This is a genomic window from Fictibacillus enclensis (assembly GCF_001457035.1).
Lineage (GTDB): Bacteria > Bacillota > Bacilli > Bacillales > Fictibacillaceae > Fictibacillus_C > Fictibacillus_C enclensis.
Genome location: NZ_KQ758618.1, coordinates 327,398 through 351,428, shown reverse-complemented (window position 1 = coordinate 351,428; position 24,031 = coordinate 327,398). Strand labels below are relative to the sequence as shown.

Below are 24,031 nucleotides of genomic sequence, written 5' to 3'. Positions count from 1 at the left end.
TTCATGGGTCTTTTTTGTTTTTGTTAAAAACGAAATGATACGCTAAACTGGAGGTACCACAAATAAAGGAGCTGTTTCTTATGTGCGGCAGATATTCGTTATATGCCGATATGGATTTTATTCAGGAAGAGTTTGATGTTACCATTCCAGGCACGTTGCCTAAACGTTTCAACATTGCACCTTCTCAGGATGTTCTTGTGGTTACCGCAGACGGCGGCAAACGAAAAGCTCACATGTACCGCTGGGGATTGATCCCCTTCTGGGCGAAAGACCCCAAAATCGGTTATAAAATGATCAATGCACGGGCAGAAACAGTCGATGAAAAATCATCCTTCAGAGGTCCGTTAAAAACAAAGCGCTGCCTCGTGATCGCAGACGGATTTTACGAGTGGAAGCGTGAAGACAAGTTAAAGCAGCCATTTCATATCCGGTTAAAAAGCGGCAAGCCTTTTGCCTTTGCCGGACTTTGGGATCAATGGGACCACAAGGGTGAAATCATCACCTCCTGCACACATATTACAACCATTCCAAATAAGCTTATGGAAGAGATTCATGACCGCATGCCGGTTATTCTCAACCGAGAAGCGCAGGACAGCTGGCTGGATCCCTCGATTCAGGACACAGAGTATTTAAAATCGCTTCTTGTACCCTATGGGAGTGAACATATGGAAGCTTTTGAAGTCTCACCTGTTGTCAATTCACCAAGAAATGATGTAGCAGACTGCATCGTTCCCTTATCAAATATTTCATCTTGATTTTTCTAGTTCCATAATATAACATTAGTACAATCATATTCAGCGTTGAAGAAGAAGAGTAAATATCACGTTGCACTTCAGAGAGCTGGCGGGCGGTGAGAGCCAGTGTGGAAAGGATATTGAATGGGCTTCTGAGCTTTCAAACCGAAACCTGTTGGGAGTAGGCTTTGACGGAAGGGTCTCGCCGTTATAAGGAGACAAGTATTCGGCTTTTGGATACTATTTGAGCGGACTGCTTTTGGGGCGGTTCAATTAAGGTGGCACCACGGGGTAACTCGTCCTTTTACAGGGACGGGTTACCCCTTTTTTTATTGAACAGGAGGAGAAAAGATGGAAAAAAAAGTAGTCCTGACAGGTATTAAATCAACCGGCCGGCCGCATGTCGGCAATTACATCGGTGCGATTAAACCGGCGCTGCAGCTGGCTGCCAGTAATGAATACTCGCCTTATTATTTTATCGCTGATTATCACTCACTCACTACCGTGCAAAATAGAGAGCAGTTTAAGGATTACGTGTATAGGATTGCAGCGAGCTGGCTTGCTTTGGGTCTCGATCCTGAGCAATCAACGTTTTACAGGCAGACGGATGTGCCTGAAATCATGGAGCTGTCCTGGATTCTGTCCTGTCTGACACCGAAAGGCTTGATGAACCGTGCCCATGCTTACAAAAGCGCAGTAGAACAAAACCTGCAGAACAGCCTTGATCAGGATGCGGGCATCAATATTGGTGTATACTCTTATCCCATTTTAATGGCGTCTGATATATTGTTATTCCAATCGGATATCGTCCCTGTCGGAAAGGATCAGATTCAGCATGTGGAGATTGCACGGGACATCGCTACCCACTTTAACCACGTTTTCGGAGAAACATTCTCCCTTCCCCAATACATGGTGGATACAACAATAGCGATGGTTCCTGGTCTTGACGGCAGGAAGATGAGCAAAAGCTATCATAATACGATCCCTCTCTTTTGTGAGGAAAAAGAATTGGAAAAATTAATCAAACGGATCGTAACAGATTCCACTCCGCCACAGGCCCCAAAAGACCCGGATCAGTCTTCTCTCTTCTTGCTCTACCGGGAATTTGCCTCCGAAAATGAGGTGGAGCAAATGCGGAATAACTATCGGTCGGGAATTGGATGGGGAGAAGTGAAAAAGGAGCTCTTCCTGGTGATGAAAAGATATTTAGAGCAGCCCAGACAGCGCTACAAAGAGCTGATGAGCAACTCGCGGGAAATTGATAAAATCCTTCATTATGGAGCAGAAAAAGCGAGACAGAAGGCAAAGCCTTTTCTTAATGAAATCAAAGAAAAAATCGGCTATTCAGGCTAAATAAATAGGAAACACTGAAAGTAGCAGTGTTTCCTGTTTATTACCATTTTGAAATGTCGTATCTCTCAGATTTTCTTCCCCTTGTTTTGAATGAATAGTAGCTTATGCCTGCCACAATAATCAGAAGGGCCAATCCGCCAAAGCTTGCTTTATGTACGTATGACGTAACCAGGTACCATTTAGAGCCTACAATCCTTCCAATCATGAGAAACAGTAAACTCCAGATAAATGCCCCTATGTAGGCATACAATGCAAAGGCCCGGTAGGAAAGCGAAGACATTCCGGCAAAATAGGCTGTCAGATGCCGGATCCCAGGGATAAAGTATCCGAACATAATCAACGGCTTTCCGAAACGCTGAAAATAGTTCTGAGACGTATGAATCCGCTGTTTGGTTAAATGGAGCTTCTGTCCATATTTTAGAAGCAGAGGCAGACCGAAACTTCTGCCCAGCCAATAATTAATCGTTATGCCTGTTACCGAGCCCAAAAAGGCAGCGCACAGCGTAAGGGCAAAAGAAACTTCACCGGTGTACACAATATATCCGGCAAAGGTCAGTAAAAACTCATCGGGTATGGGAAGCCCGACCACTCCCAGGGCAAGAAGAAAAAACAATGCAAAGTATCCGTAATGATGAAACAGGTTTTGCAAAATGATTTCCATACAACACCAACTAGTTTAGGATATAACTTTATTTTACCGAAAATATACAATTTTGTATCGTTTTTTCTCAATTTTTTATTTTTTTTGTTGAAATCTGTCTAGAAATTCGACAATTAAGGTCCTTCTTTTTTTCATCCCCTATCATATAAATAATAAAGAAATGAATAGGACAAAGGGTGAAGTCATGGGCACATTTTTAAAAGGAACACTTATCTTATCATTGGCAATGCTTTATACCAAGGTTGTTGAATTTGTTGTCAGTATTCTTCTTGCACAGTCACTCGGCAGTGAGGGCATGGGTTTTTACATGATGGCGCTCCCTGTCATTGGATTGCTGATCACAATTGCTGCCCTTGAATTTCCTACCGCTCTTTCAAAGGTACTGGCCGAAGAAGAAGTCCACCAGAATGAAAGGGCCAGACTGCAAATTGTAAAAGTATCTTTTTTCGTCATTATGGGACTTAGCCTGCTTCTTGTGGCTGTCAGTGCGGCCATTACTTTGCTTTTGCTAAAGTGGAAAAACATCGATATCCGGCTGGGGTATCCGCTGCTTGCGCTGATTCCGATTGTTCCTGTGATTGGGACCAGCTCTATTCTAAAGGGATATTTTAGCGGCCTACAGAAAATGAAACCCATTGCTATTGCTCAACTATTGGAAAAAACGGCTCATTTGAGTTTTATTTTTTATGTGCTTCATTATGTGAAAGATCTGCCCCTCGAGTACAGGGTAGTCGCTGCCGTGCTTGGCCTGGGGGCCGGGGAGCTCGTTTCCCTGTTTTTCTTTTCTGCTTCATTTTTGCTCGGGGAGCGCACAACAGGAGAGGCAGCAACCGAAAAAACAGCTCCTGTATCTAAAAGAAGTATATTAAAAAAATTATTCCAGGTCAGCCTTCCTACCACCGGTGTGCGAATCTTGAATGCCCTGACCGCAGCAGTAAACCCCATACTGATCACCCAAAGTTTACTCTTTGCCGGTATTGCGGCATCCGTTGCGACCAAACAATACGGGATGCTCACAGCCTTTGCCATGACCATAGGATATTTCCCTGGTTTTATCGGGTATTCACTGTATGTATCACTGGTGCCTTCCATCTCCGAGGCACGTTCCAAACAGGATGATCATGCCTTGCATCAACGGATTCACCAGGCATTCCATATTACCCTTCTTTATGGAATCCCGTGTTCCATTGTGATGTATTTTTTTGCAGATGAACTGACCGTCCTTTTTTATCATTCACCACAAGCCGGCCAGTTTCTTATGCTGTTGTCACCTTTTATTTTGTTTCATTATCTGCTTTCACCGCTGCAGGCTATTTTGTTTGGACTGGGACGCGCCCGGGATGTATTTTCACAAACAATTTGGGTCAACATCTTGTCCATCCTGCTGATTGTTTCACTTTCTTCCCAATCATCATTCGGAATCCATGGCGTCATCATCGCGGTTAATTTCAGCGGTGTTCTTCTTTCCTTTTTGCATTATCACACCATTGTTGAAGAAGTACATTTCAAGCCAAAGCTTATGGACTATGCTATTTTTCTGGCTTCCGGAGCGTTCACCATCGGCTTATGTGAATTGATGCACAGGACCCATTATGAGGACCATATATCAATCATCATTGTACTAGCCGTTGTATTTGCGGTTTATTATGGCACCTTATTCTTTCTGCGACTGTTTCAATCAGGCCTCTCCCGGCTTTGGGTGAAGCCCGAAAAATAAGAATTGGACTGAAGCTTCTAATCTACTCCTTTCTCAATTCCATACACTCATAAACCTTAAAGTACAAGTTAAGTAAAATGAAAAGGCATGAGCCCGGTAAAATACCAAACTCATGCCAAATACGTTGCTTCCTTTTGTTATGTCCGTTTCAACAACGCTTTATAAAAAGTCCAGGCAAGCAATCCCACCGCCACAACTGCAAGCAAGACATATTTTCCAAGGTGATGGAAGTATTGCTCGACGATTCTCCAGTCAGGGCCAAGCATTTTGCCGACCAAAATAAACGTAAAGCTCCATATGATACCGCCCGAATAAGCATAAACAGCAAATTTCTTAAATCCCATGGCAGAAAAGCCAGCCAGATAAGCAGAAACATGCCGGATCCCCGGGACAAAATAGCCAAACAGAATCATTACACTTCCATACCTTTGAAAATAAGACTGTGTTTTTGTTATTTTCTCCTCAGTAATCCCCACTTTTGGGCCGAATTTTTCAAGAAACGGCAGGCCAAGCTTACAGCCTAACAAGTAACTGAATGAAATGCCTGACATGGCACCCAAAAACGCAGACAGCAGGGCCAAACTGAAATGAATATCTCCCTTGAAAACAAGGTAGCCGGAAAACGTTAATAACACTTCATCAGGAACAGGCAAACCGATTAAGCCCAGGGCCAGCGCTAAAAAAATACCTGCATATTCATAATGCTCCATCCATGCTAAAACACTGTTGCTCATCAACATCACCTATTTTACCTGTATGTTTATTTCTCTTCGTTTTCCTGTTTCCCACCAAGTTTTGCGGCCTTCTCATTGGTTGCTTTTACCGCGCTTTCGATCAGCATTTTGAAGTCTGCCTGATTTAAGACTTCCAGACCCGCAGCTGTCGACCCGCCTGGAGTGGTCACGGCGTTTCTCAGGTCAACAGGAGAAACTCCGCTCTGAAGCATCACCGCTGAACCATAAATCATTTGGGAGACAAGCTTTCTTGCCTGAGCTTCCGAGATGCCATAGCCTGCTGCAGCATTGATCAGGGCAGAGGCAAACTCATACAGAAACGCTGGAGCGCTTCCTGTTATGGCTGTTAGCTTATGAATTTGTTCTTCCGTACAATACTCTGACTTTCCAATGCTTTTTAAAAGCAGTTCCAAAAGCTTGACCTGGTTTTCATTTAAGGTGTCGGCATACGTATATAACGAGATTGATTCACCGGTTTCTGCTGCTGTATTGGGCATCACCCATGCCACTGGTGTTCCTGGCGGAAGCGGGTTTTCCAGTTTTTTAAGCCCAATGCCTGCCGCAACGGATATCACCAGCTGACCTTCAATCACGGTCGATAGCTGCTCCAGCACGGCTTCGTGTGCTTCAGGAGGCATAGCCAGGACAATGACAGAGCTTTCTTTCACATGATGCAGCCAATCTGTTGTTGTTTCTATCGCATACATGGAAAACAAATGCTGCAGCCTATTCTTATTTCCCTGATTCGCCGCAATGATCGAAAGGTTTTGGCCTTTCGCTGATTGTAATCCTTTAATCATTGACTCTGCCATACGGCCAGCGCCAATAAATAAAAATGTAGTGTTCATTCAAATCTCCCTTTAAACGGTTTAAAAAATAAAAGGCGTCCTAAAAGAACACCTTTTTCCCTCTATTGTAGCTTATTTTTTCTAAAAATCTATCAAGGACTTCATTTTGTTTTCATCCATCTCTTTTACAAAGGCAACCAGCAGCTTTACGGTGTTTTCAAGATCGCTTTTTGAGACCATGGAAACGTGGCTGTGAATATATCGGGAAGCCACACCAATGACAATGGATGGAACACCTTTTTTAAACAGATGAAACCTTCCGGCGTCTGTCCCGCCACCGAGCATGACATCCACCTGGTAAGGGATATTATTCTTTTCTGCAATGTCCATCACCAGATTTCGAAGCGGAACATGCGGTACCATAGATGAGTCAAGGAACGTTATAAGCGGACCCGCTCCAAGCTTCGCCTTATTCGAATTATCTCCAGGTCCATCCTGAGCGATTCCTACGTCCATGGCGACGGCAAGGTCAGGCTCAATGGCATAAGGAGCCGTTGCTGCCCCTCTCAGCCCCACTTCTTCCTGAACAGTGGCCCCGCAATAAACGCTGTTCGGATGTTCGCTGTCTTTCAGCTGTTTTAAAACTTCCAGCGCTAAATAGCAGCCTGCCCTGTTATCCAATGCTTTTGCAAGAATGGTATCATTATCCGGCATAATCTCAAAGGGGCATATGGGCATGATCGGGTCACCCACACGAATTCCCCATTCTTTTACTTGATCTGCACTGTTCGCTCCGATATCGATAAACATTTCGCGCATGGGAACGACTTTTTTTCGTTCTTCAGCCGTAAGAATATGCGGCGGCTTGGAGCCCACTACTCCGGTAAAGGTTTTCTTTTCCGTAAGAATGTGCACGCGCTGGGATAGAATGACCTGATCCCACCACCCGCCAAGCGGCACAAATCTCAAATATCCATCCTTTGTCACTTCACTGATCATAAAGGCAACTTCATCCATGTGGCCGGCCAGCATAATTTTTGGTCCTGAGGATGGGCCTTTCTTTTGGCCAAAGATGCTTCCCATATGATCATATACCAGCGAGGCACCCGTCTTATCAATCTCGCGCTTCATAATGCTTCGGATTGGGTGTTCAAACCCCGGCGCTCCGTTTGTTTCTGTTAACTCTTTTAAAAGATCCATTACCATCACACTCCTATAGTCTATATGATGGTGAAAGTTTCTTATTTTTATTACACAAAAATCCTGATGTTTTGCATGTTCAGGAGAAGGAATACTTAAATCGTAAAGAAAAGGAGGAGTATTTCCGTGACAAAATTCCACCAGGCACCAGAATTTACAGCAGTTACTTCTGAAGGGGAATCTTTTTCAATTCTATGACCACTTAAACAAGAATGACTGCTTCCAGCTTCTGATTTTTTTCCGGGGTGAATGGTGCCCGGTGTGCAACGAACAGCTTAAGGATTTGGAGGAGCATAAAGATACCTAAGCCCGATGAACGAAAAACTGCAAAAATGAGTCTTTTTCTCTATTCATTCATATTGCCAAAGAAGAAGTCTCTTCACTCATTTTATTTGGTTCTATTTTTTAACCAGCTGTCAAATTCGGTTGCGACCAGGCGTTCACCTGTTAATCCTTCAGATTGCTCGGAAGCAAGATAAACGATAGGTTTTGCCATGATTTCCGGCTTCAGAAGCTGAGAGTTTCCTTCAAGTTCCCTTCTCACTTCATCAGGTATCATTCCCGTTACGGTGGCCCCGCCAGGAAGAAGCATATTTACCGTCACTCCAAATTCACGCAGGTCTTCAGCCATGATAAATGACAGGGACTCGGTTGCGGCACGAGAAGGGCCATATGGGACAAATCCTTTTCGTTTCATGGTTTCATAATTCATTGATATATTGATGATTTTTCCTCTTCCCTGCTCGACCATCAGAGGAGCGAATCCCCGGGAGGTTAGGAAATAACCGGTCACATTTGTATCGATTAAATTTCGAAACCCTTCAGGAGAGACCTGATAGAAGGGCTGTGGTTCTGTAAGGAATTTTGGATTTACAGTTCTCATGCCTATCCCCGCATTGTTCACAAGGACATCGATCTTACCCCATTCCTTTTTTACCCAGTTCACTGCATCTTGTACCGATCCCTCTGACCTGACATCCAATGGAAGTTCAAAAACATTCGAATATCCCTTATTTTGAAGGTTATTTACAGCTTCCGTCATTTTTGCTCCCGGACGGGATGCCACTGCAACCGTTGCTCCTTCATCAAGGAGTGCTTCTACCATGGCATATCCTAAACCGCTTGATCCTCCTGTAACAACGGCATGTACGCCAGTTAATTCTTTTGCCATTTTTCCACCTCATTTGGTTTAAATTCAAATCTTCGAAAGGATTATGATAGTATGTACAGTTTTTATAAATCCGTTCCCCTGCAGTTAAAAATTTTATGTGCATCGGAAGCGACTAAGTTTTTCCAAACTCATTCTTACTTTCTCACAAGATTTGGCTGCTCTCATTAGTCCTGGTCGTAATGAGTGAAATGAATATCCAAAGTAAAAAAGAGCCGGATGGCTCTTTTTTAAGCATACTGTTCCATAGCTTCAGCCACTTGTATGGCCTTCAGTAATGCTTTGGCTTTGTTGAACGTTTCGTCGTATTCATTCTCGGGAACGGAATCGGCAACGATGCCAGCTCCCGCCTGGATATAAGCTTTATCATTTTTAAAAAGAATGGTACGGATCGTAATGCAGGAATCCATGTTGCCTGAAAACGAAAGGTAGCCGATGGCTCCGGCATACGTTCCCCGAGCCTGTGTTTCCAGTTCTGCGATAATCTGCATGGCCCTGATTTTCGGTGCCCCTGACAATGTGCCCGCCGGCAGGCATGAGATCAAGGCATCAAAGAAATCTTTATCTTCACGAAGCAGTCCGGTAACATCAGACACAATATGCATGACATGAGAGTATCGTTCAATCTCCATAAAAGAAGAGACTTCCACACTTCCGTACTCCGATACCCTGCCAATATCATTCCTTCCCAAATCGACAAGCATCAAGTGCTCGGCAACTTCCTTTTCGTCAGCAAGCAGTTCCTCAGCTAAAGCTTGATCTTCATCCATGTCTTTCCCTCGGGGCCGTGTTCCGGCAATCGGTCGGGTTCTCACCCGCTGCCCTTCAACTTTTACGAGCAATTCTGGGGACGAACCAACAATGGTTTCATCCGGAAGCTTGAGCAGATACATATAAGCCGATGGGTTCACAATCCGCAATACGCGGTAAACCGTCAGCGGATCGGCCTTGGTCTCACTTTCAAAACATTGGGACAGAACCACCTGAAATATATCTCCGGCTGTAATATATTCTTTGGCCTGATCTACCATCGAACAAAATTCGGATTTGCTCAAATTGGATTTTACGCCGCTGATATCCACTTCCTGCTGAGGAAGATAGCGAAATGATGGCACCGGTTGTTTTACGTTTTGCTCAAGCTGTTTCATGGTAGCCTCAATCGATAACCGTGTCTCTTCGTACAGTTCTTCAATTAGTTTTTCGTTATAATTTTTGGGTACGTGAAGGTTGCAAATAATGTTGATCGACTGCCTCAAATGGTCAAAAACAACCAGTTCATCGACAAACAGAAATTTCATATCGTCGGTGTTAAGAATATCTTTACTGTGAGGCGGGATTTTTTCAAAATATTGGAGAATATCATATCCAAAATAGCCGACAGCTCCACCTGTGAACTGAGGCAAGTTTTTGTGCGCGGGACTTTTATATTGGTTGAGGAGAGATTTAAGGATTTCAATCGGATGACCTGAATAGGTTTCATCCTGATCTTTTTTCTTTACTTGAGTCTGCCCTTTTTTGCAGGAGACAACCATAAATGGGTTCTTTCCGATATAGGAATAGCGGGCCCATTGCTGTCCGCCTTCCACGCTTTCAAGCAAAAAAGAGTAATCTTCCTGATAATACGTTTGATACAGTTCAATCACTGTATGTACATCAGCAAATAATTCAATGCTTACAGGGATCAAATTGTAGGTTCCTGCCAATTGTTTCACTTCTTCCAACGATGGTTGAATCAAAATAATCATCCCTTCTTGATGAGAGACGAAGATTAGCAACCATAACCGCTAATCTCAGCTCGGCTCTGCTCTTAATCTGTAATTGTCTTTCTTAAACCTTCTCTACTCTTCTCAACTAATCTCGTGCGATTGTAAATCACTATATAATGCATTCGGAAAACTGTCAACCACTTTCTGATTTAACACAGCACAATAAGGGAAACCTTTCTGAGATACAGTTATTATAGTAGAGGTGAGAAAATGAAAGCGATCATTATTAATGAATACGGCGGACGTGATCAACTGGTAGAGAAGAACGTAAATACTCCCAAGCCCGGTCCAAAAGATGTTCTCATTGAGGTGTATTCAACTTCGGTAAACCCGGTGGACTGGAAAATTCGCGAAGGCTATCTAAAGGACAATCTCCAATTAAAGTTCCCTGTCGTTCTAGGATGGGATGCTGCTGGAGTAGTAAAAGAAACGGGCTCAGCTGTTACGAAATTTAAACCGGGAGACGAAGTATTTACAAGGCCCGCAACCGAGCGGGATGGAACTTACGCAGAACTGCTGGCGGCGGACGAAGAACTGGTCGCATTAAAACCGAAGAATCTGACGTTTAAGGAAGCGGCCTCTATACCCCTTGTCGGTTTAACGGCATGGCAATGCCTGGTGGATTTCGCGCAAATTAAAGAAGGGCAAAGAGTTTTGATTCATGCAGGAGGCGGAGGCGTTGGCAGCTTTGCGATTCAGCTTGCCAAGGCCAAAGGAGCTTACGTTATTTCTACAGGAAGTGAGGACTCCGAGAGTATCATTAGAGAATCTGGTGCAGATGAATTTATCAATTACAAATCACAAGATTTCACGAAAGCAGTTCAACCGGTGGACATTGTTTTTGATACGATTGGCGGCGATGTACAGAAGAACAGCTATAAAGTGATCAAACCCGGAGGCGTACTTGTATCCATCGTCAGTCCCCCTGTTCAAAAAGATGCTACGAATCATTCAGTGAAAGCAGGCTTTGTCTTTCTTGACCCTGACGGTAAAGAACTTGCTGAAATCGGCAAACTGATCGAAGAAGGCAAGATTCAGCCATTTGTTGGAGAAATCTTCCCACTGACACAGGAAGGGGTCAGGGCCGCACATGAATTAAGCGAATCCCACCATGCCAAAGGAAAAATCATTATCAGCGTTAAAGAATAATAATCTTATAAAAAAGCCCGGATGGAAGTTCACGACCTTCACCGGGTTTTTAACGTTAGATAATCTCACACTTTTGTAGATAAACTGACAATTTCCATGGTAAAGTATCTCAACACCATCCCGTTAGGAGGAGGATATTATGATCCTTTCCCACCAATTAACACCAGACGAAAAAGAAAAAGTAAAACAACTGAAGACGAAAATAAACGATGCCAATAGTGCAGATGAAAGGAAAGATTATGAAACCCAGCTGATCTCCTTGATGGAACGTATTTTTATCCGTTATAAACTGCAAAGAAGAAATGAATTATAAATTCAGCAGCCTTGCAAGGTCAAAACCGATAGCTTCCTCCACCAATTCTTGATTTCCAATTTGAATCTCTTCTTTTCCCAATAAAATGCCGCCCAGTCTTTCATAGGCAATTTTACACGGATTATCCTGAAGAACCCAAACCATCATCGTATGGTAACCTGAATCCAGATGACTTTGCGCCAGCCGGCGGATCAGACTGGTTCCAATCGAACGCCGCTGATATTCCTGAAGAATATAAATGGCATAAAGCTCTCCATCGTACGGATACCGACCAGAACGGTTAGGACCTCCCGAGCAAAAACCAATAATTTCCTGGTTGATGGAAGCCACAAATAAATAATTTTCCGGCAATGGGTTTTCTATTATTCCTTTCCACATTTCCTTTCTGTCCTCCACAGACATGTTCTGCAAATATTCCTCATCGACGATTCCTTTGTATGTGGTCCGCCAGCTGTCTACATGAACAAATGCGATGGCCTCTTCATCTCCGGGCAGGGCTTTGCGTATCTCCAAGGTCCTTACCTCCTTTTTGTGACAATTAGCTCTCACAAATCATTAACTTAGTAAACAATACCCTTTACGGCGGCAAAAAACTTCAAATTTCATAAAAGTTGGTCGTTTACGTTTTGATTACAAGCTCTTTGCATTTTTATTTCCCCGGAAATTGACGTATTTTGAAGTTAGGGATGGGTAGCAAACCAGATCGTCCAGCGGTCACGTTCAATGATAGACTTTTCGTTTTTCAGTTTGTCTTCAATGAAAGTTAACAAAGCATTCAGCTGTTCATCATTCAGTTCAAATAAAATAGAGCGTCCGGTACGGCTTTTCAAATCACTGGCCAATTCCTGAAACGAGGAAAATGATTTTCTTGTTTCCCACAGCTTTATTTCTTTAATACCGGTAAAGCCCGCTTCTGTTAATACGGAGTGAACGCGTTCATGCGAAAACCGTCTTTTTATTTCCTGTTTAATAAGTACAGGTTCTTTCTCAAAAAAGTACCCACGGATGTGTTCAGGAGAACCGGGCAGCAGACAATCTTCGGGAGTTCTGTCCTGAACAATGAAAGTTCCGCCTGTTTTTAACAAACGAAAAGCTTCTACAAAAGCTGACTCCAAATCGTTCAGATGATGAATCACCGCCCGCTCAAGAACGATATCAGCTACCGAAGAAGGCAGGTGGGTGCAGGTTGCTTCGCCCTGCTTAAAACTGATCCGTCTCTTATAATCTGAACAGTTTTCTTTTGCAGCAGTCAGCATGTTTTCAGAAAAATCGAGTGCCGTCACGTGATTGGCGCCAAGCTCCAGCAAAGCTTTTGTATAAATCCCCCCGCCGCATCCGATATCTATCGCCATGGATTCCGAAGAAACAATATAGGGTTTAATGAGGGCTTTCCATTCATCGGATGCTGTTCTCGAAGCATAGGAAAACGTAATAGAAGGATCGTGAAAATCAATTCCCATGTTCTTTCCTCCTTATTTTCTTGCTTTAATAAACACAGCGTCACCAGTGAATGTCTGAACATGACCTTCTTTTTCCTTGATCTTAAAGTACTCTTTTACACGTTCAGATGCTGATAACATGTCGTTCTCCAATTCTTCTTTGTCTTTTGAAGCCAACTGCATCCTGCTGCACCAGCTGTCGAAAACAAAATCCTTTTTAAAGGCGTGCATCTGTTCAAATGTGAATCCCGTCTCTTCAAAAAGCTGAAGCCACTCTGACTTTTTCCAGGCACGATAATGGCTGGGATCTCTCCTTTTTTCAACATGATTGTAAAATTGATCGTATTCCAGAATTTCCGGAGCCGTATTGTCGATCAGAAGAAATCTTCCATCTGGCACTAACACCCGGAATGCTTCTGACACAAAAGCTTTGACATCTGGAAAATGATGCGGAGCGATCCGGCATGTAACCAGTTCGAACGATTCTTTTTCAAATGGCAGGTTTTCAGCGTCTCCCTGTACAAACGAAACATTGTCACGGCCTTGTTCATTTATAAACTGCTTGGCGGCTACAAGAATTTCACTCGTCAGATCAAGAGCGGTCACTTCCTTTACATGTGGAGAAAATGCGTTTGCCGTATGGCCTCCACCTGTGGCTATATCCAGCACACGATCTTGTGCGGTGGCCTTTGAAAGCATCACCATGAGTTCAAGATCCTTGCCTTTTGCGTGGATCGGACTTGTAATGTAGTTGTCCGCATTCTTGCCAAATTGCTCTTGAACCTTTGCTTTAATATCCATGGAACCCTCTCCCTTCATCTTTATCATATGCAACCCGCTCCGTTATGAAAATTACTAAAAAGCTCGTTGTTTCCATAAGTAAAACTAATTAATTCCTGAATATTTGAAATAGTAAAAGATTTAGAGGGGATATTCTTTGTACTTTTTGGGAATTGCACGTATCCTTTAAATGTAACCACCCAAAAATTGGAGGGAAGCGACCGTGGATAATTCCATTCAAACAGCATTTCGACAAGTATCAGAAATTTCAACGAAAGAAGAACGTTATGAACCGTTTGCCTGGTATGAAAAGATGCGAAAGGAAACTCCTGTGCGTTGGGATGAAAAGCGGGGAGCATGGGATGCTTTTGACTATCAAAGCGTAAAAAACGTACTTGAAAATAAGGATTTGTTTTCTTCCAACCGCTCAAGAAGGCAGGAAGGAGAACAGGCCTCTCCCATTGAGCTTAGCTTGATCAGCATCGATCCACCTAAGCATACACAAATGCGTTCCCTGGTGAACAAAGCATTTACTCCAAGGGTTATGAAAGACTGGCGGCCCCGCATCGAGCGAATTGCGAACCAACTGCTGGACGAAATACAGAACCCTTCTGAAATTGATTTGGTCAAGCAGTACTCTTATCCGCTGCCTGTAATGGTGATTGCCGAAATATTGGGCGTACCGATTAAAGATCAGGCTAAATTCAAGGACTGGTCTGAATGGGTGGTTGCCGGACCAACGGATAACAGCCCCGAGGCGATTAAACGACTGGAAGAAAATCAGCAGAGAACGTATTACGAGCTTTATGTTTATTTTAAAGAAATCATCGCCATGAAAAGAAAGCAGCCGGGTGAAGACATCATATCTGTACTGATTGATGCAGAAATGCAAGGAACCATGCTCACAGAAGATGAGATTATCGGTTTTTGTATTCTCCTTTTGGTTGCAGGAAATGAAACCACAACAAACTTAATCAGCAATGCTTATTATTGCTTTACTGAGTTCCCCGAGCTTTATGAAGAGATTTTCAAAGATCCTGCAGGAACCCTTCCGCTTACCATTGAAGAAGTGCTCCGGTATCGTTCCCCTGTACAATCCATGAGCCGTGTTGCAAAAGAAGATACGGTTCTCAATGGCTCCCAAATTAAAGCAGGTAATATTGTCGTTGCCTGGATGGGGTCTGCAAACCGGGATGAACAGCAATTTGAGAACGCCCATCAATTCAATATACGAAGAAAGCCTAATCCTCATCTCGCATTCGGAAAGGGTATCCACTTTTGCCTGGGTGCACCCCTTGCAAGGCTTGAGGCCGAGATTGCGATGGCAGAATGGATCAAACGGTATCCGCGTTTTGAAAGAAGCTCCGGCTTTTCCCTTGAGCCGATTGAGAGCACATTTGTTTACGGTCTTAAGGAATTTAAATTATCCGTATTATAGAAAGAAAAAAAGCAGGAGCCCCCCAAAATAGAGGCTTCCTGCTTTTTTTTAGCAGCCTGTAACGATAACCTTGTTCGGGTCTTTGCCGCTGCCTTCCACACCATACATCCAGACTTCCTGAAGTTGAAGCTGCTCTCCTTCTTCAAAAACAATTTCCTCCAAGTTACGATGAAAAAGCCTTTCAAGATCTCTTTTAAAGGATTCATCTGGTCCTTTAATCATCATCCTGGAGATGGATATTTTCTCATCATTCACCGTTTCTTTTCTTGTTTGGAGTTCAATCTTAAAACGGTACGGCGTAAAAATAAACGTTCTGCGTGCTCCGATTTCTGTTTTCCAGCCCATAACGTCCGCCCGATTGCAAATGTGTTCAAGCTCTTCCTCGCTCACAAGATACCCAATATGGTCAAAGATCGGTTTCTTGCCTGCACCAAATGTAATATTCACCTTTCCCCTTCTAACCTCAATGATCCGAAAAAGGAGGGCATTCTCCCGAAAGTCTTCCCATTCAAGCGGCGGATGATAAGGTGTGACCGTACCCTTTTCCATCGCATACCGTGATCCAACAGTAAACCCCAGTTTTCGATAATAATTTTCTGTTTCTTCTACTCGATCAGTCCAAAAATGATAATGGAATAATTTCATTGTTTCACTTCCCGTCTGCCTAATAGTTCCTTTTGTGTTGAAATGCGATGGACAAACATATAGTGAGAGTATACAAGCTACTATACTTGGAGGCCAATCATGCTGATTCTGTTTTTACTCGGACTGGCTCTTGCAGCTTCTCCCGGTCCTGATTTTCTGTTGATGACAAAGCATACGCTCAGCCACGGGACACGTATGGGCTACGTCACGTTTCTTGGAAATCGTACAAGCTTTATCCTCCATCTTACCCTGGCTGTTCTTGGATTGTCAGTCATCTTAAAGGAATCAGCTCTATTATACTTGTTAATCCGCATAGCAGGGGCTTCATATTTAATTTATTTAGGCTATCACAACCTGTTTAGGAGAATTTCGCCTGCACATGATCCATCGAGCATTACACACATCGCCCTTTCTTCCCTTCTTGCCTATCAGCGAGGTTTTTGGAGCAATCTTCTAAATCCAAAGGTCAGCCTCTTCTTTTTAAGCATTTTCCCTCAATTCGTTACTGCCCAACAACTGGCGTCAGAGCCAGTTGGCAGTGCCCTGATTTTTCTTTCCGGCAATTCATGCTGGTATCTTGCGATTCTTCCTGTCGTCGGCATGCAGCGCATTCGCCAACAGGTAGCCCGCTTTCAATCCCATTTGGATATTCTGTTTGGTGTGCTATTTATCGGATACGGCGGTAAAATGGTTCTCGAAGACCTTCAGCTTTTACTGGGGTTCCTTTAGACTTCATTTTTAAAAGCAGTATCCTTTGTTGCTCTTGAGAGAAGTTTCTTTCCTTTCCAGGATGCTCGCTTTTACGGCGCGAGCGCCTACTTTCGCGCGGGGGGAGGGGGGTGCGCTGAGCCCGTCGGCGCTAGCGCCTCATTGACCGGCGTAAACGCCTACCTGATCTCACCTGTCACGCATATCCCGGCGGCGGAGTCTCGCACCTTGCACTCCAATCAACTTGTCAAGGAATAACTCCTGCAAGCCACAACCATCCTTTAAAAAGTTTTCATTAAAAAAGGATCACCTGAACAATCAGGTCATCCCTTTCTATTGCTTCCTATTCCACCGGCACTGGGTCTTCGCTGCGGTCTATGGATCCCGGCTCCTTGCTTTTTTTAACCAGGTCGTATCTTAGTCCGTCAATGCTTTGTCGTACATTGCCCTTGCCTGAAAAATTCTCAATCAGTTCTTTCATATCAATTCCAGATGATGCCTTTAACGTTTCCTGAAGGGAAGCCATGAGGTTGGTGGCATAGCCGGTCACCTTATTCGCTCCTCCGTTCTCACCATTGCCGCCAGTATCCACTACTGTGATTTTATCGATATTGGAAAGCGGGCTGGCAACTTCCTTCGCGTAAGCTGGAAGCATGGAGACGATCATATCAAGAATAGCCGCTTGACCGAACATTTCAAAGGCTTCGGCAATCTTTTCTTTCGCCTCTGCTTCAGCCAGTCCTTTCAGACGGATAACCTCGGCTTCGGTTTCCCCTTTTGCACGTTCTGCTTCTGCTTTGGAAAGCCCTTCGAGCCGCACTTTTTCGGCTTCTGCTGCTGCCATTGCCTCTACTCTGTACTTATGGGCATCTGCTTCAGCAACCTGTTTGCGTTTTTCCGCCTCTGCCGCTTGCTCTACAGAGTAACGGTCTGCATCCGCTTTTTTCTTCACTTCAGAATCATATTGTTTCTCTCGTCTCGCAATCTCTTTTTCTTCCAATTCAATTTGCTTTTGACGTTCAATAATCTTGATTTGCATCTGCTGCTCCGTTACTTCCTGCTTCGCGCGTGCTTCTTCCAGATGGTAGGCCTGGTCCGCCTTTGCTTTGGCTATATCCTGTTCTCTGCGGTATTCAGCAATTTTCAACTGGTTGATTTTTTCCGCCTCCGCCACTTCGGTCGCACGCTCAAGCTCTGACTTTTGCGCTTCTTTATTTGCTTCTGCCCGCTTGATACGGGTTTCTTTCTCCGCTTCTGCCGTCGCAATATCAGCATCACGCTTCACCTGGGCGATTCTCGGCTTACCGAGTGCTTCCAGGTATCCGTTTTTATCCCTTACATCCTTGATTGTGAAGGAAACGATGATAAGACCCATTTTTGCCAGATCTTGCGAAGCAATTCGCTGCACTTCCTGGGAAAACTTATCACGGTTTTTATAGATTTCTTCCACGGTCATAGAGCCAAGAATGGAACGCAGATGCCCTTCCAGAACTTCTCTTGCTTCAAGCTCGCGGTCTTGTTTGGTTTTTCCAAGAAACTGTTCTGCCGCTGTTGCGATTTCTCCTATCGAACTGCCAATCTTGATAATGGCGGTTCCATCAGCCGTCACAGGAACCCCCTGTTCGGTGTATACTTCGGGAGTTTGCACTTCTAACTTGCTCGAAAGAAGGCTCAGTGGTTCGGACTGTTGAAATACCGGGAATACGAAAGTTCCTCCGCCCCTGACAATCTTTATTTTGTTTCCTGATTCGTCGATATTTACATTTCTGTTCCCGAGAAAGCTCCCCGTAACAATCAGTGCCTCATCCGGACCTGCCGTCTTATACTTGGTAACAAAAACTGCAACTAACGCAATAACGATAAATACAGCAATACCTGCAACGATAAAAATAGGTGTCATCTTGTTTCCCCCTGTCCATTTATTTACAGCATTGCGGCCTGTTCATATGGCAATACATGAACGACTCCGCTTTTTACATCCACAATAAGAATTTTTTCTCCCTGCCCGATCGGCTCATTATTCAAACTCACCGCTGTTTTGGCGATATTTCCGCTGATTCCTTCAATAAATACCTCCCCAAATCCATTGATTGGAATAGAAGTGATGACCTTCCCAATCCTTCCCCGAAGGTCTGCTTCCGAGTAGTTTAAAGACGCTTCTGCAGAGGCAAGGGGAATCAGAACAAAGATATTTAGCAGCGACACCAGAACAAAGGAGACGCCAGCTGCCAAGCCCATTATTAACCAGCTGCTGAGCGGGGTCACCATTTCCAGAATATATCCTCCCGCACTCAGCAAGGTGAAAAAGGAAAGCAAGAGCGTCGGGTTCAGGATATGGGAAAATACATCAAACGCCCCTTGAATCAAATCACTTACCAGTACATATAAAAACGTGATACATCCAAAAATAATAAGTCCTGTCAGGTAGACTGTTTCCATTGGATATCCCATGATCTCCATTCGGCACTCTCCTTTTTCAAATGACTTAAACCCTCTTCTTTTTATCCATTATATGGGATCATTATAGCATACTACTGACCCCATTTTGGAAAAACATGTTTATTTTTCATAATACTTCTAGCGCGCTTCATACATATAAACGTAAATTATAAGAAAAGGTTTCGCTTTCCGCAAAAAATTTTAGGATATTTATATTTCGGTTTATGTACTATACAAAAATAAAAAAGCCACCTGGGAATTTGCACTGTGTGCAATTCCAAATCAGGTGACTTTTTGGTCAAGTGTATCGATGAATGCCTGTTGTTTTTCACCAGAGCGAATGTACTGTTCGTCCAGCATTTCATGAAGAAGTTTCTGCTTTTTATCAGAGGAAGCCTTCCATTTTTTCAGCTTTTCCCGACAGTAAAAAAGGAATTCCGTATAGGCTTCGTAATCCTCCGGATAAGCGGCCAACAAATCATTCCTGATTCGTTTAGCAAGAATGGGACTGGCTCCTCCGGTAGAAACGGAGAGTACTAATCGGCCTCTTCTTGCTACTGCAGGAACGGTAAAACTGCCAAGTGTAGGCTGGTCGACGACATTAACCAGACGGGATGGGCCGGCATACCGGACCACCTCCTGGTTCGCTGCAGGATCATTGGTAGCTGCAAAAATAATGAAAGCACCCTCGTAATCCACTGGCTCCGCTTTTTTCTGTTTCCACATTACCTTATTGGCAGCATGTAGAGATTTAATCTCATCAGTAGCTTCGGGGCTGATGACCTGCACGAACGCGCCGGCTTCCAATAGACCTTGGATTTTTCGAAAAGCTACCGTTCCACCACCGACAACAACAGCCTGCTTTCCCTTCAGCTCAAGAACAATCGGATACATCCTACACAACCGTCCGCTGTCTTTGGGCTTCATCTATCCTCGAAAGCAGTACCTCTTGAAGAACGGGATGATAGCCAAGCGCCTCACACAGGATTAACTCCTGACCAGTCTCCCTGGCCTGCTCGGCAATGGCCTTTTTCATTCCGCCTAAAAGGATGCCGGGAAACAGTAGATAAGGCACAATAATCACTTGTTCATATCCCCATCCGGCCAGTCTCAGCATTTCCTCAAAGCTGGGCTGGGCTGCAGTTAGAAAACAGGTTTCAATGGGAGGAATTTTATAGTTTTCCTCAAGATGAGCAGCAATAGCCTTTAGATCCCTTTTCACGTCAGGGTCACTGCTCCCTCTGCCGACAAGCAGGATGAGTGACTTTTCCTTAAAAGCATCCGTAGATTCAGTAATCCGTTCCCATAATAATGAAGAAATGGATTCATGAACACCAAAGGGCTTACCATATGAGAACTCGATATGTGGAAAACGTTCCTGCTGGATCTGCAGTTCTCCGGGAATGTCTTCTTTTGCATGAACCGCTGTCAATAAAAGAATAGGAATAGCACAAATAGAAGTGGCTCCTTGCCGTACGCAAGATTCGACACCTTTGGCAATGTCCGGCTTGGACAGCTCTAAAAAACAAACTTCTTTAATAGGATAATCAATATGCCTCATACACTGCTCGGCAAATTCTCTTGCCTTTTCCGTACCAGCTTTTGTTCTGCTGCCATGGCAGATGAGGAGCAATGCTTTCATTTACAACGCCTCACTTATCGTAATAGAAGAAGGTTCGTTTTTGGCCAGTGTCTTTTCAAACCAGCTGATTTGGTCACGGAGTCCCACGACTTCTCCAATAATAATCATGCTGGGATTCTCTATACCTTCCTGCCTGGCCACATTTTCAATGGTAGCAAGCGTCCCGGTGGCCGTCCGCTGCTCGGCTGTTGATCCCCATTGAATCAAAGCTGCAGGGGTATATTTGCTCTTACCATACTTTATCAGACTTTCGCAGATATAGGGAAGATTTTTGACTCCCATATAAATAGCGATCGTATCAATACCTTTGGCCAGGCTTTTCCACTTTTGCACTTCATCCTGTCCTTCTTTTCTGTGGCCGGTGACGATGGCAAAGCTCGCACTGAAATCCCGGTGAGTAACCGGAATCCCTGCATAAGCAGGGACAGCGATGCCAGATGTAATTCCCGGTACCACTTCAAATTCGATCTGATGCTTAACAAGGACCTCTGCTTCCTCCCCGCCTCTGCCAAACACAAATGGATCTCCACCTTTTAAACGGGTGACAGTTTTTCCATTTTTGGCATGCTTAACGAGAAAATGATTGATCGTTTCCTGCTGCATGGTATGAAAACCCGGCAGCTTTCCGCAATAAATCAAATCGGCATCCAGACGGGCATAATTCAACAGCTCTTTATTCACAAGCCTGTCATAAAGGATGATATCCGCTTCCCTGATACATCTGACACCTTTTACAGTGATAAGTTCCGCATCACCCGGCCCTGCTCCCACCAAATATACTTTGCCCATGTTCATCACCTGCCTTCCTTAAAATATTAAAAAGTTAAATCAGATTTTTGCTTTCAAGATACGCAATAACTTGTGCCGTACATTCTTCAATGCTGGAGGCCTGTGTATCCACAACAAATTCAGGTGAAGCTGGTTCTTCATATGGTGAATCAATTCCGGTAAATTCCCGAATCTCGCCTTTTCTTGCCTTTTTGTATAATCCTTTTGGATCCCGGTTCTCACATTCCTCAAGCGGGCATTTTACATAAATTTCATGAAATTCGCCTTCACCAAGAATCTGTCTTGCGCTCTCCCGGTCTTCAATAAAAGGAGAGATAAAAGCTGTAAGAACGACAGTTCCACTGTCAACGAATAATTTAGATACTTCTCCGATCCGACGGATGTTTTCTTTCCTGTCCTCATCTGAAAACCCAAGATCTTTATTTAACCCGTGGCGGATGTTGTCGCCATCCAACACATAGTTTCTGACCTGGCGCTGATACAGCTCTTTTGCCAATTCATTCGCCAGAGTGGATTTACCGGAACCGGACAATCCTGTCAGCCAGATGACAAAGCTCTGGTGGGCATTTTGTTTTCTTCTGTCTTCTTTGGTTACAGCCGACTGGTGCCATGTAATGTTTTGTGCCTGACTCATTTTGCTCCTCCTTATGCCTTTGCCGGTTCTTTTTCTTTTAGTCCTTTAATCAGGACTTCCACTACTTCTTTGCGGCTGAATTCGGCTGGCGGAAGCTCCCCGTTTCTCAGCAATTCCCTTACCTTTGTTCCGGAAAGGATGACATGATATTCCTTGTCGTGAGGGCATGTTTTGGAAGATGCCATTCCCTCGCACTTTACACAGTAAAAACTGTGCTCGAAAAACATCGGAGTAATCCCGAGCTCTTCGGATGTAAATCGTGTAAAGATTTTCTGAGCATCATACGTGCCGTAATAGTTGCCGACTCCGGCATGGTCCCTTCCGACGATAAAGTGCGTACAGCCGAAGTTTTTACGGACCATGGCATGAAAAATAGCTTCGCGAGGTCCGGCATATCTCATTGCTGCCGGGAATACGGCCAGGAACACACGATCTTTCGGATAGTAGTTTTTAAGCAGAATTTCATAGCTTTCCATACGGACATCAGCCGGAATATCGTCTGATTTGGTTTCACCAACCAACGGATTAAGGAAAAGTCCGTCTACTGTCTCAAGCGCTGTTTTTTGAATATATTCATGTGCACGGTGAACTGGGTTCCTTGTTTGGAAGCCAACAATGGTTTTCCATCCCCGTTCCTCAAATTCTTTGCGGGTTTCCGCTGGATCAAGACGGTACTCATTGAATCGGTCCTTTTTCGGACGTTTTACCAGTTTAACCGGACCACCAATATAATAGGAAGGGCGTTCTAAAATCTTCTTTACTCCCGGGTGCTCAACATCGGTTGTTTGATAAACTTGCTGTGCTTCATGTTTAATATCCGGACGGTAAACATCCTGCACCTCGATGACACCATAGGTCTCCCCGTTAAACGTAAGCTTTACTTCGTCACCGGTCGAAAGGGTACGTGCTGTTTTTTCCTGTACCGGAAGGACGATCGGAATACTCCATACTGCGCCATCTGCCAGACGGAGATCGTTTACAACTGATAAATAATCTTTTTCTGTCAGAAATCCGGTAATCGGACTATATGCTCCTATCCCAATCAGCTCAAGATCGCTCAGTGAGGTGGCATCCAGTTCCACTTCTTTTTGAATATGGTTTGTTGAATATTCTGGTTCGTATCGGTTAATGAGTTTTCCTCCGTGCGGTAAAATAGCCATTTAAATTGTTCCTCCTGTAATTGAAATTATTGGTGAAGACCACATTCTGTTTTACCCTGACCGGACCAACGGCCAGATCTTGCATCTCCTGACGCCCAATCGGCAGGAAGGGTACAAGGCTGACATCCGATGCTCGGGTAGCCCTGGTCGTGCAACGTATTATAAGGGAGACTATGTTTATGTGCATATCTCCATATGTCTTTATACGTCCAGTGGATCAGCGGACATATTTTAATGGATTTGAAGCGGTTATCTTTATTCACATATTGAGTATTGCGCCTTGTTTCTGACTGTTCTCTTCTGAGCCCCGAAAGCCACGCTGAGGCACCGCTCAGTGTTTCTTCAAGTGGAATCACCTTTCTGATTTGGCAGCATAGGTTTGGATTCCTTTTCCATAGTTCGTCACCATGTTCGCCCGCTTGTTCGGCGACACTGAGTGCCGGTTTTTTCATTTCAATATTAAGTGACGGATATTTTTCTTTCGCTTTTTCAATAACCTCATAGGTTTCTTTAAAATGAAGGCCCGTATCAAGAAAAACAACCCGTGCATCGGGCTTGACCTTTGAAATCAAATCTACGAGTACGCTGCCCTCTATGCCAAAGCTGCAGGCATAAACCAATTCATCTCCGTAATAATCGTAGGCCCATTGCAGGACTTCCATCGCGCCTTTTGTTTCGCTGTCTGATGGGAACGGGAAATCATGTTCCTGCTCCTCCCATGTATCATACTTAAGCATAGTAAACCACCCCTTTTAGTAAGCATATGGCTTTCGA

The 24,031-nt window shown here is 44.1% G+C and carries 25 protein-coding genes and 1 other annotated feature; of the genes, 7 read left to right on the top strand and 18 right to left on the bottom strand.

From position 1 onward, the window contains the following. Window positions 1-80: 80 nt before the first annotated feature. Both AS030_RS12170 and AS030_RS12165 read left to right on the top strand, forming a co-directional pair. Entirely contained in the window at window positions 81-755 is a 675-nt protein-coding gene (locus tag AS030_RS12170; protein ID WP_061972116.1) for an SOS response-associated peptidase, read from the top strand. Between the two features lie 36 nt (window positions 756-791). Beyond that, window positions 792-1,041: a binding site (T-box leader), on the top strand. Window positions 1,042-1,085: 44 nt separating this feature from the next. Beyond that, window positions 1,086-2,087 carry a tryptophan--tRNA ligase gene (locus AS030_RS12165; RefSeq protein ID WP_061972115.1) on the top strand — a complete coding sequence of 334 codons (1,002 nt, stop codon included), beginning with the start codon at window positions 1,086-1,088 and terminating at the stop codon, window positions 2,085-2,087. 40 nt (window positions 2,088-2,127) lie between these two features. On the opposite strand, the gene AS030_RS12160 is transcribed toward AS030_RS12165, so the two are convergent. Next, a complete protein-coding gene (locus AS030_RS12160) occupies window positions 2,128-2,748 on the bottom strand; it encodes a DedA family protein (RefSeq protein WP_061972114.1) in 621 nt (206 codons plus the stop codon). Window positions 2,749-2,932: 184 nt separating this feature from the next. On the opposite strand from AS030_RS12160, the gene AS030_RS12155 reads away from it, so the two are divergent. Continuing rightward, window positions 2,933-4,465, top strand: coding sequence for an oligosaccharide flippase family protein (locus AS030_RS12155; protein ID WP_061972113.1), 1,533 nt, complete (start codon window positions 2,933-2,935; stop codon window positions 4,463-4,465). A 137-nt stretch (window positions 4,466-4,602) separates the two neighbouring features. Here the strand turns inward: AS030_RS12155 and AS030_RS12150 are convergent, their stop codons facing one another. The 5 genes from AS030_RS12150 to trpE form a co-directional block, all read right to left on the bottom strand. Further along, the gene (locus AS030_RS12150; protein WP_074440549.1) at window positions 4,603-5,199 is read right to left on the bottom strand and encodes a DedA family protein; all 597 of its coding nucleotides are present in this window, start codon (window positions 5,197-5,199) and stop codon (window positions 4,603-4,605) included. Window positions 5,200-5,225: 26 nt separating this feature from the next. Beyond that, on the bottom strand, window positions 5,226-6,047 hold the full coding sequence (proC, locus tag AS030_RS12145; RefSeq protein WP_061972112.1) for a pyrroline-5-carboxylate reductase: 822 nt from the start codon (window positions 6,045-6,047) through the stop codon (window positions 5,226-5,228). Between the two features lie 81 nt (window positions 6,048-6,128). Next, window positions 6,129-7,187: a M42 family metallopeptidase gene (locus AS030_RS12140; RefSeq protein WP_061972111.1), complete on the bottom strand. Its 1,059-nt coding sequence runs from the start codon at window positions 7,185-7,187 to the stop codon at window positions 6,129-6,131. 388 nt (window positions 7,188-7,575) lie between these two features. Then, the gene (locus tag AS030_RS12135) at window positions 7,576-8,358 is read right to left on the bottom strand and encodes an SDR family NAD(P)-dependent oxidoreductase (RefSeq protein WP_061972110.1); all 783 of its coding nucleotides are present in this window, start codon (window positions 8,356-8,358) and stop codon (window positions 7,576-7,578) included. Window positions 8,359-8,585: 227 nt separating this feature from the next. Next, window positions 8,586-10,091, bottom strand: coding sequence for an anthranilate synthase component I (trpE, locus tag AS030_RS12130; RefSeq protein WP_129479986.1), 1,506 nt, complete (start codon window positions 10,089-10,091; stop codon window positions 8,586-8,588). A 240-nt stretch (window positions 10,092-10,331) separates the two neighbouring features. Here trpE and AS030_RS12125 point away from each other — a divergent pair, with 240 nt between their 5' ends. Both AS030_RS12125 and AS030_RS23620 read left to right on the top strand, forming a co-directional pair. Continuing rightward, on the top strand, window positions 10,332-11,270 hold the full coding sequence (locus AS030_RS12125; protein WP_061972108.1) for an NADP-dependent oxidoreductase: 939 nt from the start codon (window positions 10,332-10,334) through the stop codon (window positions 11,268-11,270). Between the two features lie 139 nt (window positions 11,271-11,409). Beyond that, window positions 11,410-11,583, top strand: coding sequence for a hypothetical protein (locus AS030_RS23620; RefSeq protein WP_156412571.1), 174 nt, complete (start codon window positions 11,410-11,412; stop codon window positions 11,581-11,583). Here AS030_RS23620 and AS030_RS12120 read toward each other — a convergent pair. From AS030_RS12120 to AS030_RS12110, 3 genes are all read right to left on the bottom strand, one after another. Continuing rightward, window positions 11,578-12,096 carry a GNAT family N-acetyltransferase gene (locus AS030_RS12120; protein WP_061972107.1) on the bottom strand — a complete coding sequence of 173 codons (519 nt, stop codon included), beginning with the start codon at window positions 12,094-12,096 and terminating at the stop codon, window positions 11,578-11,580. The two genes, AS030_RS23620 and AS030_RS12120, sit on opposite strands and share 6 nt — an antisense overlap. A 167-nt stretch (window positions 12,097-12,263) precedes the next feature. Then, entirely contained in the window at window positions 12,264-13,043 is a 780-nt protein-coding gene (locus AS030_RS12115; RefSeq protein ID WP_061972106.1) for a class I SAM-dependent methyltransferase, read from the bottom strand. 12 nt (window positions 13,044-13,055) lie between these two features. Beyond that, window positions 13,056-13,823 carry a class I SAM-dependent methyltransferase gene (locus AS030_RS12110; RefSeq protein ID WP_061972105.1) on the bottom strand — a complete coding sequence of 256 codons (768 nt, stop codon included), beginning with the start codon at window positions 13,821-13,823 and terminating at the stop codon, window positions 13,056-13,058. Window positions 13,824-14,025: 202 nt separating this feature from the next. Here AS030_RS12110 and AS030_RS12105 point away from each other — a divergent pair, with 202 nt between their 5' ends. After that, complete coding sequence (locus AS030_RS12105; protein ID WP_061972104.1) at window positions 14,026-15,240, top strand: cytochrome P450; 1,215 nt, start codon at window positions 14,026-14,028, stop codon at window positions 15,238-15,240. A 48-nt stretch (window positions 15,241-15,288) separates the two neighbouring features. Here AS030_RS12105 and AS030_RS12100 read toward each other — a convergent pair whose 3' ends face one another. Next, entirely contained in the window at window positions 15,289-15,885 is a 597-nt protein-coding gene (locus tag AS030_RS12100) for a hypothetical protein (protein ID WP_061972103.1), read from the bottom strand. A gap of 99 nt (window positions 15,886-15,984) precedes the next feature. On the opposite strand from AS030_RS12100, the gene AS030_RS12095 reads away from it, so the two are divergent. Then, the gene (locus tag AS030_RS12095; RefSeq protein WP_061972102.1) at window positions 15,985-16,614 is read left to right on the top strand and encodes a LysE family translocator; all 630 of its coding nucleotides are present in this window, start codon (window positions 15,985-15,987) and stop codon (window positions 16,612-16,614) included. 322 nt (window positions 16,615-16,936) lie between these two features. On the opposite strand, the gene AS030_RS12090 is transcribed toward AS030_RS12095, so the two are convergent. From AS030_RS12090 to AS030_RS12055, 8 genes are all read right to left on the bottom strand, one after another. After that, the gene (locus tag AS030_RS12090; protein WP_061972101.1) at window positions 16,937-18,493 is read right to left on the bottom strand and encodes a flotillin family protein; all 1,557 of its coding nucleotides are present in this window, start codon (window positions 18,491-18,493) and stop codon (window positions 16,937-16,939) included. A gap of 23 nt (window positions 18,494-18,516) precedes the next feature. After that, window positions 18,517-19,053: an NfeD family protein gene (locus AS030_RS12085; protein WP_061972100.1), complete on the bottom strand. Its 537-nt coding sequence runs from the start codon at window positions 19,051-19,053 to the stop codon at window positions 18,517-18,519. 261 nt (window positions 19,054-19,314) lie between these two features. Continuing rightward, the gene (locus AS030_RS12080) at window positions 19,315-19,926 is read right to left on the bottom strand and encodes an NAD(P)-binding protein (RefSeq protein ID WP_061972099.1); all 612 of its coding nucleotides are present in this window, start codon (window positions 19,924-19,926) and stop codon (window positions 19,315-19,317) included. 1 nt (window position 19,927) lies between these two features. Then, window positions 19,928-20,674, bottom strand: coding sequence for a sirohydrochlorin chelatase (locus tag AS030_RS12075; protein WP_061972098.1), 747 nt, complete (start codon window positions 20,672-20,674; stop codon window positions 19,928-19,930). Beyond that, window positions 20,675-21,463 carry a uroporphyrinogen-III C-methyltransferase gene (gene cobA, locus AS030_RS12070; RefSeq protein WP_061972937.1) on the bottom strand — a complete coding sequence of 263 codons (789 nt, stop codon included), beginning with the start codon at window positions 21,461-21,463 and terminating at the stop codon, window positions 20,675-20,677. Between the two features lie 34 nt (window positions 21,464-21,497). Beyond that, the gene (gene cysC, locus AS030_RS12065) at window positions 21,498-22,097 is read right to left on the bottom strand and encodes an adenylyl-sulfate kinase (protein ID WP_061972097.1); all 600 of its coding nucleotides are present in this window, start codon (window positions 22,095-22,097) and stop codon (window positions 21,498-21,500) included. A gap of 11 nt (window positions 22,098-22,108) precedes the next feature. Next, window positions 22,109-23,257 (bottom strand): sulfate adenylyltransferase, encoded by a 1,149-nt coding sequence (sat, locus tag AS030_RS12060; protein WP_061972096.1) that lies wholly within the window; start codon window positions 23,255-23,257, stop codon window positions 22,109-22,111. A gap of 26 nt (window positions 23,258-23,283) precedes the next feature. After that, window positions 23,284-23,994, bottom strand: a complete 711-nt coding sequence (locus AS030_RS12055) for a phosphoadenylyl-sulfate reductase (protein ID WP_061972095.1) — start codon at window positions 23,992-23,994, stop codon at window positions 23,284-23,286. Between the last annotated feature and the right edge of the window lie 37 nt (window positions 23,995-24,031).

Coding starts and splice junctions, on each gene's coding strand:
- AS030_RS12095 (WP_061972102.1), top strand. CDS start 15,985: ATGCTGATTCTGTTTTTACTCGGACTGGCTCTTGCAGCTTCTCCCGGT.
- AS030_RS12115 (WP_061972106.1), bottom strand. CDS start 13,043: ATGGGAATTGATTTTCACGATCCTTCTATTACGTTTTCCTATGCTTCG.
- cysC (WP_061972097.1), bottom strand. CDS start 22,097: ATGAGTCAGGCACAAAACATTACATGGCACCAGTCGGCTGTAACCAAA.
- cobA (WP_061972937.1), bottom strand. CDS start 21,463: ATGGGCAAAGTATATTTGGTGGGAGCAGGGCCGGGTGATGCGGAACTT.
- AS030_RS12055 (WP_061972095.1), bottom strand. CDS start 23,994: ATGCTTAAGTATGATACATGGGAGGAGCAGGAACATGATTTCCCGTTC.
- AS030_RS12165 (WP_061972115.1), top strand. CDS start 1,086: ATGGAAAAAAAAGTAGTCCTGACAGGTATTAAATCAACCGGCCGGCCG.
- AS030_RS12110 (WP_061972105.1), bottom strand. CDS start 13,823: ATGGATATTAAAGCAAAGGTTCAAGAGCAATTTGGCAAGAATGCGGAC.
- AS030_RS12100 (WP_061972103.1), bottom strand. CDS start 15,885: ATGAAATTATTCCATTATCATTTTTGGACTGATCGAGTAGAAGAAACA.
- AS030_RS12085 (WP_061972100.1), bottom strand. CDS start 19,053: ATGGAGATCATGGGATATCCAATGGAAACAGTCTACCTGACAGGACTT.
- AS030_RS12135 (WP_061972110.1), bottom strand. CDS start 8,358: ATGGCAAAAGAATTAACTGGCGTACATGCCGTTGTTACAGGAGGATCA.
- AS030_RS12090 (WP_061972101.1), bottom strand. CDS start 18,493: ATGACACCTATTTTTATCGTTGCAGGTATTGCTGTATTTATCGTTATT.
- AS030_RS12140 (WP_061972111.1), bottom strand. CDS start 7,187: ATGGATCTTTTAAAAGAGTTAACAGAAACAAACGGAGCGCCGGGGTTT.
- AS030_RS12170 (WP_061972116.1), top strand. CDS start 81: ATGTGCGGCAGATATTCGTTATATGCCGATATGGATTTTATTCAGGAA.
- proC (WP_061972112.1), bottom strand. CDS start 6,047: ATGAACACTACATTTTTATTTATTGGCGCTGGCCGTATGGCAGAGTCA.
- AS030_RS12160 (WP_061972114.1), bottom strand. CDS start 2,748: ATGGAAATCATTTTGCAAAACCTGTTTCATCATTACGGATACTTTGCA.
- AS030_RS12075 (WP_061972098.1), bottom strand. CDS start 20,674: ATGAAAGCATTGCTCCTCATCTGCCATGGCAGCAGAACAAAAGCTGGT.
- AS030_RS23620 (WP_156412571.1), top strand. CDS start 11,410: ATGATCCTTTCCCACCAATTAACACCAGACGAAAAAGAAAAAGTAAAA.
- AS030_RS12080 (WP_061972099.1), bottom strand. CDS start 19,926: ATGTATCCGATTGTTCTTGAGCTGAAGGGAAAGCAGGCTGTTGTTGTC.
- AS030_RS12125 (WP_061972108.1), top strand. CDS start 10,332: ATGAAAGCGATCATTATTAATGAATACGGCGGACGTGATCAACTGGTA.
- AS030_RS12155 (WP_061972113.1), top strand. CDS start 2,933: ATGGGCACATTTTTAAAAGGAACACTTATCTTATCATTGGCAATGCTT.
- sat (WP_061972096.1), bottom strand. CDS start 23,257: ATGGCTATTTTACCGCACGGAGGAAAACTCATTAACCGATACGAACCA.
- AS030_RS12150 (WP_074440549.1), bottom strand. CDS start 5,199: ATGAGCAACAGTGTTTTAGCATGGATGGAGCATTATGAATATGCAGGT.